10 protein-coding genes and 1 pseudogene are annotated in these 10,966 nt (G+C 75.1%); 3 read left to right on the top strand and 8 right to left on the bottom strand.

Annotated elements, in window-relative coordinates:
- Nucleotides 1-19 precede the first annotated feature (19 nt).
- The 3 genes and pseudogenes from EAD96_RS06085 to EAD96_RS06075 all read left to right on the top strand — a co-directional run.
- Nucleotides 20-622, top strand: a pseudogene (locus EAD96_RS06085) (ECF subfamily RNA polymerase sigma factor, BldN family); the annotation flags it as partial.
- 293 nt (nucleotides 623-915) lie between these two features.
- A complete protein-coding gene (locus tag EAD96_RS06080) occupies nucleotides 916-1,776 on the top strand; it encodes a DUF5667 domain-containing protein (protein WP_120572968.1) in 861 nt (286 codons plus the stop codon).
- A gap of 112 nt (nucleotides 1,777-1,888) precedes the next feature.
- Nucleotides 1,889-2,767, top strand: a complete 879-nt coding sequence (locus EAD96_RS06075; protein WP_120572967.1) for an HAD family phosphatase — start codon at nucleotides 1,889-1,891, stop codon at nucleotides 2,765-2,767.
- Nucleotides 2,768-2,783: 16 nt separating this feature from the next.
- Here the strand turns inward: EAD96_RS06075 and EAD96_RS06070 are convergent, their stop codons facing one another.
- From EAD96_RS06070 to EAD96_RS06030, 8 genes are all read right to left on the bottom strand, one after another.
- A complete protein-coding gene (locus EAD96_RS06070) occupies nucleotides 2,784-3,872 on the bottom strand; it encodes a lysophospholipid acyltransferase family protein (protein WP_358177616.1) in 1,089 nt (362 codons plus the stop codon).
- A 131-nt stretch (nucleotides 3,873-4,003) separates the two neighbouring features.
- Complete coding sequence (locus EAD96_RS06060) at nucleotides 4,004-5,077, bottom strand: NAD-dependent epimerase/dehydratase family protein (RefSeq protein ID WP_121683556.1); 1,074 nt, start codon at nucleotides 5,075-5,077, stop codon at nucleotides 4,004-4,006.
- A 120-nt stretch (nucleotides 5,078-5,197) separates the two neighbouring features.
- On the bottom strand, nucleotides 5,198-5,299 hold the full coding sequence (locus tag EAD96_RS06055; RefSeq protein ID WP_007465623.1) for an AURKAIP1/COX24 domain-containing protein: 102 nt from the start codon (nucleotides 5,297-5,299) through the stop codon (nucleotides 5,198-5,200).
- 221 nt (nucleotides 5,300-5,520) lie between these two features.
- Nucleotides 5,521-5,730 (bottom strand): helix-turn-helix domain-containing protein, encoded by a 210-nt coding sequence (locus EAD96_RS06050; RefSeq protein ID WP_013288759.1) that lies wholly within the window; start codon nucleotides 5,728-5,730, stop codon nucleotides 5,521-5,523.
- 226 nt (nucleotides 5,731-5,956) lie between these two features.
- Complete coding sequence (locus EAD96_RS06045; protein WP_013288760.1) at nucleotides 5,957-7,141, bottom strand: ABC transporter permease; 1,185 nt, start codon at nucleotides 7,139-7,141, stop codon at nucleotides 5,957-5,959.
- Nucleotides 7,138-8,052: an ABC transporter ATP-binding protein gene (locus EAD96_RS06040; RefSeq protein WP_233585482.1), complete on the bottom strand. Its 915-nt coding sequence runs from the start codon at nucleotides 8,050-8,052 to the stop codon at nucleotides 7,138-7,140. Before EAD96_RS06040 ends, EAD96_RS06045 begins: the two co-directional genes overlap by 4 nt.
- Nucleotides 8,049-9,446: an efflux RND transporter periplasmic adaptor subunit gene (locus EAD96_RS06035; RefSeq protein WP_121683555.1), complete on the bottom strand. Its 1,398-nt coding sequence runs from the start codon at nucleotides 9,444-9,446 to the stop codon at nucleotides 8,049-8,051. Before EAD96_RS06035 ends, EAD96_RS06040 begins: the two co-directional genes overlap by 4 nt.
- 29 nt (nucleotides 9,447-9,475) lie before the next feature.
- The coding region (locus EAD96_RS06030) for a hypothetical protein (RefSeq protein ID WP_233585480.1) at nucleotides 9,476-10,966 on the bottom strand (1,491 nt) is incomplete at its 5' end.

Below are 10,966 nucleotides of genomic sequence, written 5' to 3'. Positions count from 1 at the left end.
CTGCCGATCCGCTTGAGCGCCCGCCACCGGCTTCCCCAGCCGCCCCGACCCGTCCGACCCGGCCACCGAGGTGTGGACGCTGGTCGAGCGCGCGCAGGCCGGCGAGTCCGAGGCGTTCGGGCTGATCTACGACCGGTACGTCGACACCGTCTTCCGGTTCGTCTACTTCCGGGTCGGCAACCGTCAGCTCGCCGAGGACCTCACCTCCGACACGTTCCTGCGGGCGCTCAAGCGGATCGGCAGCTTCACCTGGCAGGGGCGCGACCTCGGCGCCTGGCTGGTCACCATCGCCCGCAACCTGGTCGCCGACCACTTCAAGTCCGGGCGCTACCGCCTGGAGGTCACCACCGGTGACGTCCTGGACGCCGACCGGGAGGACCGCGGGCCCGAGGGCAGCCCGGAGGCGGCGGTGGTGGAGCACATCACGAACGTCGCCCTGCTGACCGCCGTCAAGCAGCTCAACCCGGAGCAGCAGGAGTGCATCGTGCTGCGGTTCCTCCAGGGCTTCTCGGTGGCCGAGACGGCCCGGGCCATGGGCAAGAACGAGGGCGCCATCAAGGCTTTGCAATACCGGGCGGTCCGGGCTCTGGCCCGGCTGCTGCCCGACGGCTTCCACTCCTGAGCGGCAGACACACCCGTCCTTCTCCACCGGCGCAGGCGCCGGGCGCTGTCGTGTGCCCGACGCCCCCAGGCGAGCCGATCACTCTTGGTGATTTCGCCGCCGTCCCAGCCGTAACCGGCGACCGGCGCGGTCCGTTTCTCCGGGTGCGACCAGTGGTTGTCCCGGCGTCCCCCGGGCCACCCGGTCCGGCGGGTCAGGTCGGCCGTCCCGGTCGGCTCTGCGCCACACGCTGCCACCGGTCGCTGGTGACGACGACGGCCGCCCGGCCGTGACCAGCGAGAGGGGGTGCCGCGGTGGACAGCGACCTCTTCTCCCGTCGGCGGGCCGAGCGCTTCGCGCAACTCCTCGACGAGGCCAACGGCGGACGCCGGCACCACGTCCGGTCCAAGGCGGACGGTGAACTCACCGCACTCGTCGAGGTGAGCCGCCGGCTCACCACCGAGCGGCCCGACGTCGAGGTGGACGCCGAGTTCCGTACCGGCCTGCGGGCGATGCTCGTGGCCACCGCCGAACGCGAGGGCATCGGAACGCCGGCCAGGACCACCACCACGAGCGGGGTACGCGGCGCGCTGCTGCCCGCCATCACCGGCCGCCGGGCGCGGGCCCGGGGCGCGATCCTGGTCGGCGTGGCCGCCGGGGCGGTCGCCCTGTCCGGCATCTCCGCCGCGAGCGAGAACGCGCTGCCCGGTGACGCCCTGTACGGCATGAAGCGCTCCACCGAGCGCGCCCAGCTCGCGCTCGCCAGCTCGGACATCAGCCGCGGGCAGCTCTTCCTCGACTTCGCCCGTACCCGGCTCGACGAGGCCGCCTCGGTCCGCGACGACCGGCTCGGCTTCAGCGCCGTCCTCGACGACATGGACGCGGACACCCGCCAGGGCGTACGCCTGCTGACCACCGTCGCCGCGCAGCGCTCCGACCCGGCGGCGCTGGACGCGGTGGACACGTTCCTGGCCGGCCAGCGCCGGGTGGTCAGCGGCCTGCTCGACCGGCCCGACCACGCCGACCGGGACCGCACCCGCCGCTCGCTGGCCCTGCTCGACGCAGCCGGCAAGCGCGCCGACGCGCTCCGCGAGGCGATCGCCTGCGGGCTGCCCGCGCCGCAGGCCAGCGACACGCTCGGGCCCGCTCCGGCCACCTGCCCGGCCGACCGCTGAGCGGCGGGCGCGTAGCGCGCCACACTTCTCCCGGCGGACACCAGGTCGTCACACGGTGCCGGATACGCTCGACGCAGAGGGCGTACGCGGTCGTCGAGGCAGGGAGGTCGCCGTGGCCGGAAGCCGGAAGGTGACCGTCAGCACCGACGCGCACGGGCACACCGCGGGCTGGTCGGAGGCCCCGTCGGCACCGGCGACCACAGTCACGCCCGACCCCACGGCCGCCGCGTTCTTCGACGTGGACAACACGATGATGCAGGGCGCGTCGATCTACTGGTTCGCCCGCGGGCTGGCCGCCCGGAAGTACTTCACCACCGGTGACCTGGCCCGGTTCGCCTGGCAGCAGGCCCGGTTCCGGCTGCTCGCCACCGAGCACGCGGGCGACATGTCGCAGGCCAAGGAGGCCGCGCTCGCCTTCGTCGAGGGCTGGCGGGTCGACGACATGGAACGCCTCGCCGACGAGATCTTCGACGAGCTGATGGCGCCGCGCATCTGGGCCGGCACCCGTCGCCTGGCCCAGCGTCACCTCGACGCGGGTGAGCGGGTCTGGCTGGTCAGCGCCGCCCCGGTGGAGATCGGCCGGGTGATCGCGGCCCGGCTCGGCCTGACCGGCGCGATCGGCACGGTGGCCGAGGTGGTCGACGGCGCGTACACCGGCCGGCTGGTCGGCGATCTGATGCACGGGCCGGCGAAGGCCGAGGCGGTCACCCAGCTCGCCGCCGTGGAAGGGCTGGACCTGGCCCGGTGCGCCGCCTACAGCGACTCGGCGAACGACCTGCCGATGCTCTCCGTGGTCGGGCGCGCGGTGGCGGTGAACCCCGATCCGGCGCTGCTGCGGCAGGCCCGCGAGCGGGGCTGGGACGTGCGCGACTTCCGCACCGGGCGGCGGGCCGTACGCATCGCCGTGCCCTCCACGGCGGCCGCCGGGCTGCTCGCCGGCGCGGTCACGGCCGGCCTGGCGCTGCACCGGCGCCGCCACCGCGACGCCTGAACCGGCGCGGCCCGGCTCAGGGGCCGAACGGGTCCGGCCGGCGTTCGAGCAGCTTGTGCAGCGTCTGCTGGATCGTCTCCCGCACCTGGTCGGCGAGGTTGAACACCACGAGCGGGTCGTCCGCCGCGTCGCGCAGGTGCGCGGTCGGGATCGGCGGGCAGAACTCGATCAGCCACTTGCTCGGCAGCGGGACCATGCCCAGCGGCCCCAGCCAGGGGAACGTCGGCGTGACCGGGAAGTACGGCAGTTTGAGCAGCCGGGCCAGCGGCTTGATGTCGGCGAGCATCGGGTAGATCTCCTCGCCGCCGACGATCGCCACCGGGACGATCGGCGTCCCGGTCCGCAGCGCGGCCGAGACGAACCCGCCCCGCCCGAAGCGCTGGAGCTTGTAGCGGTCGGCGTAGAGCTTGCCGACGCCCTTGAAGCCCTCCGGGAACACGCCCACCAGTTCCCCGTTGCCGAGCAGCCGCTCCGCGTCCGGGTTGCACGCGACGGTGCCGCCGGTCTTGCGCGCTATCTCGGAGACGACGGGCATCCGGAACACCAGGTCGGCGCCGAGCAGCCGCAGGTAGCGGTGCGCCGGATGCCGGTCGTGCAGCGCGGTGGAGAGGATCAGCGCGTCGAGCGCCACGGTGCCGGAGTGGTTGCCGACGACCAGGCCGGCGCCCTCGGCGGGCACGTGCTCGACGCCGGTGACCTCGGTGCGGAACCAGTCCCGGTAGAGCAGCCGGACCAGCGGGTGGACCACCGCGTCGGTCAGGTCGGGGTCGAAGCCGAACTCGTCGACCTCGTAGTCGCCGGCGAGCCGCCGCCGCAGGAACGCCAGCCCCTGGGCCACCTTGCGGTCCCAGTGGTCCCCCGGCCGGTCGGCCACGGCCGGGCCCGGCGGCGTGTCACCGGCCGGCGCGTTCCCGGTCGGCGCCGCGTCCGCAGGCGCCTGCCGCGCGACCGCCTTCTTGGCGACGGCCTTCTTGGCGACGGCCTTCTTCGCCACCGTCTTCTTGGCCACGGTCTTCTTCGCCGGCTGCTGCGGCGTGGCCGGGCTCGGAACGCCCGCGTCGGCGGCGCCCGGCTCGTCGGTGGAGGTGTCCGGCTCGTCGTCCATCGCCGGTGCGGCCGGGCGGGCGGACGGTGCGGTCACCCGGCGGTGCCCGTTGCGCCGCGCCGGCTCCGCGCCCGGATCCGGCACACCCAGCGGTACGTCGTAGCGCGCGTCACGCCGCTCGTCGGGGCTGCTCACGAGCGCTCCCGCACCGACGAGCGGACCTGCCGGATGCTCTCCAGCACCAGCTGCTCGGCGGCGGCGAGCTGGTCCCGGGTGACCACGACGCCGCCGTGGTGGGCGCGGATGAAGTCGTCGAACGCGGCGGCGGTCGAGCGGGGCGTGAAGCCGTACTCCCGCTCCAGTCGGCTGGTGTCCACCACCCGACCGTGCACGAAGAGGTCCACCTGGTCCAAGCCGTACCCGCCGAAGCCCAGACTGCGGGCGATGGCAGCGACCCCGGCCAGGCCCGGTTCCAGCACCGGCACCGCCACCCGGCCGGCCCGGCGGATCGCCTGCGACAGCGACAGCACTCCCGGCCCGGCGACGTTGTACGTGCCCGGGTGGTCCTCGGCGACGGACCGGTGCAGCACCTCCAGCGCGTCGTCGAAGTGCACGAACTGCAGGCGCGGGTCGCGGCCGAAGACGGTGGGCACCACCGGCTGGGAGAAGTAGCGGGTGAGCGTGGTGTCGGCGGCGTACCCGATGAACGGCGCGAAGCGCAGCACCGTCGCGGTGACGTCGGGCCGGCGGCGGCGGAACCCGCGGACGTACCCCTCGATGTCGAGGATGTCGCGGCCGAAACCGCCGCGCGGCACCTCGCGCGGCTCGGTCTCCTCGGTGAAGACGGCCGGATCGCGGAACGACACCCCGTACGCGGCGGTGGACGAGCGGACCACCAGCTTGCGCAGCCGGGGCGCGCGCTGCGCGGCGGCGAGCAACTGCATGGTGCCGATGACGTTCTGTTCCTTCATCCCCGCCCGGCCGCCCTGCTGCGGGTCGGGGGCGGTGACGAGCGCCAGGTGCACCACCGTGTCGACGTCGAGGTCGAGCAGGAGGCCGCCGAGCGAGTCGAGGTGCAGGCGGATCCGTTCGACGTCGGAGAGCAGGTCGGTCAGTTCGGGGTTGGGTGGCGCCGGGTCGACCCCGATGACGCGCTCGATGCGCTCGTCGGCGGCGAGCCGGGCGGCCACGTGGGCGCCGAGCCAGCGACCGACCCCGGTGACGACGACGACCCCCGGGGCACCGGAGGTGTCACCGGGGGTCATGTCGTGCGCCTAGCGCGGCAGGGGGGATCGAGCCGGGACGTCCACGGCCTGATCACCTGAGCCTCCGAGGGTCGACAGTTGGCAAGTGGTGCCGGGTGCCGGGCCAGTGCCCGGCCCCGGTCACTTGCCGAGACGGCGACGCTGGACGCGGGTCTTGCGCAGCAGCTTGCGGTGCTTCTTCTTAGCCATGCGCTTGCGGCGCTTCTTGACCACCGAGCCCATACGACAGCCTTTCGATGCAACGTGCGGGGCGGACCGGACGGCACCACCACGGGTGGCGCCGTGACCGCTTGCGGACAACGGACCGGACCAGCGTGGTGGGCAGGGCACACCAGAGAGCGGTCACGGTCGTGGCCCAGCCTAACCGGAGTGCGTCAGCAGGACCAACGCGCCCCCGTCGATGCCCCTTTTCGTCGCACTCGGCGGACCGGCGCGGCGAGTGCTCAGGCGGACTCCTGGAAGGCGCCCCGGAGGTATTCGTGCACGGCGTGCTCGGGCACCCGGAACGACCGGCCGACCCGCACGGCGGTCAGCTCACCGCTGTGCACGAGGCGGTAGACGGTCATCTTGGAGACCCGCATGACCGTCGCCACCTCGGCGACGGTCAGGAACCTGACATCCGACAGCCGTGCGTCGGACTGCGACCCGGCCATGGCTCACCGACCCATTCCCGTGCCCGGCGCGTGTCACCGGGCAGGTGTTCCCGCCTCGACGAGCGACGCGCGTGTAACCAGTACGGTAGCGGGACGGCTGTGACCTGCGCGATCCCTTCCACCCTTTGATCATGGCGAGACAGCCGTTCACCCGATGTCCACCAGGGCTTTTTCGCCCGGACGGGTGTCTCGTCCGATCCGGCTACTCGACGCGCAGCGCCACCACCTACTCGGCGCGCAGCGCCACCACCGGGTCGAGCCGCCCGGCCCGCTGCGCCGGCACCACGCCGAAGACGATGCCGACCGCCGCGGAGACGCCGAACGCCAGCGCCAGCGACCACCAGGTGATCGCCGCCGGGATCGGCGAGAACGCGTCCACGAGCAGCGCGGTGCCCACGCCCAGCGCCATCCCGGTCAGGCCGCCCACCGAGGTGAGCAGCACCGCCTCCAGCAGGAACTGCACGCCGATGTCGCGGGGGCGGGCGCCCACCGCCTTGCGCAGCCCGATCTCGCGGGTCCGCTCGCGTACCGAGACCAGCATGATGTTGGAGACACCGACGCCGCCGACCAGCAGCGAGATGCCCGCGATGGCCGCCAGCACACCGGTCAGTACGCCCAGGATGTCGCCGAGCACACCGAGGATCTGCCGCTGGGTGACGGCGCTGAACTCGGTGTCCGGGTGCCGGCGGGACAGCTCCGCCACGATCCGGTCACCGAGTTCGTCGATCCGCTCCCGGTCCGGCGCCTTCACCGCGATGCCGTCGATGCGCTGCGTGCCCCACAGCCGTTGCGCCGCCGTCACCGGTACGTGCACCTCGTCGTCCCGGTCCACGCCGAGGCTCTGCCCGAGCGGGGCGAAGACGCCGATCACCCGGAACCGCACGCCGGCCAGCGTGACCTGCTGGCCGAGCGGGTCACGGTCGGGGAACAGCGCCCGGGCCACCGAGTCGCCGAGCACCGCCACCCGGCGGCTGGTGTCCACGTCCGCCCCGGTGAGGTAGCGGCCCCGCGACAGCGACCGGGTGAACACCGACGGGGTGGTCTCCAGGACGCCCTGCACGGTGGTGAAGTCGGAGCGGTTGCCGGCCCGCGCGGTCGCGCCGGAGGCCACCGTGACGGCGACCCGGCCGGGGTCGCCGACCACCCGGGAGACCGCGTCGGCGTCGCTGAGGTCCAGCGGCGAGACCACCGGCGCGTTGCCCACCTCGATCCGGCCCGGCACCACCAGCAGCAGGTTCGAGCCGAGCCCTTCGACCTGCTGCTCGACCTGCTGTTTCGTGCCGGTGCCGATGGCCACCAGGATCACCACCGAGGCCACCCCGATGATCACCCCGAGCATGGTCAGCAGGCTGCGCATCCGGTTGGCCCGCAGCGCGTCCGACGCCACCCGCCACGCCTCGGCCAGCCTCATCCGGCGTCGCCCTCGCCTCGCGGGAGGCGGCCGTCCGACCGGGGAAGGCGCTCCTCGTTCCGGAGGCGCTCCTCGTTCCGCGGAAGGCGCCCGGTGGCTCCGGTGGCGCCACCGGGGCCACCGGGCGGGTGCCCCGGGCCGCTTCCGGACGCGGACCGGGGCTCCGCGCTGGGAGCGGGGTCCAGTGTCGCAGGTACGCCGGAGCCGTCCGACGGCGGTCGATCATGAAGGCTGTCGGACCGGATCAGCCCGTCCCGTACCGCGATGCGCCGGTGCGCCCGGGCGGCCACCTCCTGGTCGTGGGTCACCATCACCAGCGCCACCCCGGACTCGGCGTTCAGCCGTTCCAGCAGCTCCAGCACCGCCTCGCCGGTGGCGCTGTCCAGGTTGCCGGTCGGCTCGTCGGCGAGCAGCACCGCCGGCTCGGTGACCAGCGCCCGGGCGATCGCCACCCGCTGCTGCTCGCCGCCGGAGAGCTGGTTGGGCCGGTGGTGCAGCCGGTGGCCGAGCCCGACCCGGCCCAGCATCGCCGCCGCCCGCTCCCGCCGCTGCCGCGCCCCGACACCCCGGTAGACCAGCGGCAACGCCACGTTGTCCACAGCCGACGTACGGGCCAGCAGGTGGAACGCCTGGAACACGAAGCCGATGGTCTCGTTGCGCAGCGTCGCCAACTCCGGGGCGGTGAGCGTGGTCACGTCCCGCCCGCCGATCACCAGCCGGCCGCCGCTGGGCCGGTCCAGCCCGCCGAGCAGGTGCATCAGCGTCGACTTGCCCGAGCCGGACGGCCCGATCACCGCCACGTACTCGCCCTGGTCGATGGTGAGCGACACCCCGCGCAGCGCGGACACCGACACCCCGTCCAGCTCGTACGTGCGCCAGACGTCGACCGCCTCGACCGCCGGTACGGTCACGGCAGTTCCTGGCCGTCGCGCACCTGGTCGGCGCCGCGCACCACCACCCGGTCACCGGCCCGTACGCCGTCGACGATCTGCACCAGGTCCTGCCCCTGCACGCCCACCGTCACCGGCACCCGGCCGGCCCGGCCGTCGCGCAGCACCCAGACCGCGTCCCGCCCGTCGGCGGAGAACACGGCCGACGCCGGCACCGCCACCGCGTCGGCGGCCTCCCGCACCCGCAGCCGCACCACCGCGTTCATGCCGGGCCGGGGCGCCGGTGCCGCCTCGGCCTCACCGAGGCGTCCGGCACCGAGGTCGAGCCGGACCCGGTAGGTGACGCCGCCCCGCGCCGAGCTGGTGGGCAGCACGTCGACCGAGCGCACAGTCGCGTCGTACGTCGCGCCGGTCACCGCGTCCAGCTCGACCGACGCGGGCACCCCGGCCCGGACCAGCAGCACGTCGGTCTCGTCCACCTCGGCGAGCAGGCCGAGCCGGCCGATGTCCACCACTGTGAGCACCGGCGTGCCGGCGGTGACCCGGCCACCGGCCGGGATCGCGTCGTCCACGCCCGGCGGCGGGCCGCCCTGCCCGCCCGTGCCCAGCGCCGACGGGTCGAGACCGGGCACCGCCGCGCCACCGGCCGCACCGAGCAGCCCGGCCAGGTCGGCCGGCGCCGCCGACCGGGTACCGCCCGGCTGCACCACACCGGCGATCGGCGCGCGCAACGTCAGCGCGTCCACAGTCGCCTTCGCCAGGTCGTACGCCTGCTGGGCCTGGAGTCGTTGCGCGGCCGACAGCGCGCCGACGGCGCTGTTCAGGCCCGCGACGCCGCGCTGCACCTGGGCGACCGCCCGGTCGGCGGCGCGGGCGGCGGACTCGTACTGCCGCTGCGCCGACTGGACCTGGAGCAGCAGCGCGGCGCGTACCTGCGGGTCGCCCACCTTGCCGGCGGCGGCGCGGGCGGCGGCGAACGCCTCGTCGGCGGCCCGGTCGGTGCCGCGCCGGCTGCCGCCCAGGTCGCCCGTGCCGGCGCCCCGCCCGGCCCGCTTCGCCGCACGCAGCGCGTCCCGCGCCTTCGCCAGGCGGTCCCGGGCCGACGGCGAGTCGATCACCGCGAGCACCTGCCCCCGGGTCACCCGCTGTCCCGGCTGGACCCGCAGGCGGGCCAGCGTGCCGTCGGCCGGTGCGGTGAGCGAGGCCGCGGCCCGCGCGGTCACCGTGGCCGGGGCGTCGATCACCTCGCTGACCGGCGCGCGCCCCACCTCGGCGACGGTGACCGCCGGGGCGTCGTCGCCGCAGGACGCGGCGGTCGTGCCGGTCAGCGCGACGACGGCGAGCACGACGGTGACGAGACGGGGGCGGCGGGCCGCGGGCAGCCGCGGCGAGGGAGTGCGGGCCACCCGGCCCATGCTACGACCCGTCGACAGGCGTCGACGTGTCAGCCGACGACGGCCCGGACGTAGGCGACGCAGTCGTCGTGCAGCATCGACCACGGGTCGCCGAACACCTCGTCGGCGGCCTGCTCCGGGGTCCGGCCCTGGTGCACCACGGCCCGGTAGAAGTCCAGCATCCGCTGCTCGCCGTACCTGTCGACCAGATGCCGTACGGCCAGGTAGCCGACGCCGTACGCGCCGCCGACCCGGTCGTCGCTCGCGTCGTCGGCGGGCGCCACCGCGTCCAGCCGCCCCGACCACCCGCCGCGCAGCAGGTCCCGCACCTCGGTCAGACCGTCGTAGCGGTGCACGGGCTGCCCGTCGGCACCGGCGTACTCGGCCAGCCCCTCCACCAGCCACCAGTCCGCGCGGTCGGCGTAGCCCCTGTCGGGCAGCGAGGCGGCGTGGGTCAGCTCGTGCCGGAGCAGGTCGTCGAGGCCGGCCGGGGTGACGATCTGGGCGTTGAGCACCACGTCGTGGCGTCCACCCCCGACACCCACCGCGTAGCCGGCGGTCCACTTTGGCCGCCCGCCGCCGTACCAGCGCTGCCACTCGCCCTTCCCGGCGTAGTAGACGAGGTACCGGTCCGGTGGCCGGCCGCCGATCGCGTACCGGTCCGCGGCCCGGGCGGCGGTCTCGGCCTGTGCGAGCAGACCGGGCAGCCGGCTGCGCTGGGCCGGCGTGGTGGCCACCACCACCCGCTTGCCGACCGCCACCGCCAGGTCGTTCACCTGCCACGGGCGCACGCCCGCCGGGTCCGTCGACGACGGGTCAACGGCGGTCAGCCGAGGCTCCTCCCCCGCCAGCCGCCAGCGCGTGCCCATCTCCACTGTGCTCGGCGCGCAGTCCGGCACCACGAAGCAGTAGCCGACCGTCACCGCGAACCGCCACTCCCCCGGCTTCCCGTCGACCGCCGCCGGCACCCCGTCCGCAGCCGACCGCCAGGTCGTGACCCGCAGTGCCCGCAGCGCCGCGTACCGGCGGCTCAGCGCGGGCCGGGCCGCCGGCTCGGCGATCGCGAGGAAGCTGGCCCGGTCGGCGTCGACGAGCGCGGCGGCCTGCCGGTCGAGCAGCGCGAGCATCCGCTCGCCGAGCCGCCGCTGCGCCGCCGTGCCCGGCTCGTGCTTCGCGGCCGACCGCCCGGCCGCGTCCGGCGCCGACCCCCGCAGGAGTACGCCGGGCACCGCGCCCGCCACCAGGCCGAGCGCGAGTCCGAGCGCGGTCCAGAGCGGCCACCGCCGCCGTTGCCGCACCGTCCGCGCCGGATCCGGCTGCGCCAGGGGTACGGGGTACGGCGCCGGACCAGCGGCGAAGTGCGGCAACGACGCCGCGTCCGGTGCCGGTGCCGGTGCCGGTGCCGGTGCGATGGTGTCGACGGCGGCGTCCACGCCGGCGGAGGTGGCGGCGGTTTCGGCGTGGGTGTCGTCAGCGCGGGCGTCGGCGGCGCGGGCGGCGTCGGCGGCGCGGGCGGCGTCGGCGGCGCGGGCGGCGTCGGC

Origin of the sequence: Micromonospora sp. BL1, from assembly GCF_003667485.1 — a bacterium.
Lineage (GTDB): Bacteria > Actinomycetota > Actinomycetes > Mycobacteriales > Micromonosporaceae > Micromonospora > Micromonospora tulbaghiae.
Note: the sequence above shows the minus strand (reverse complement) of the source record. Positions and strands in the feature narration are given on the sequence as shown.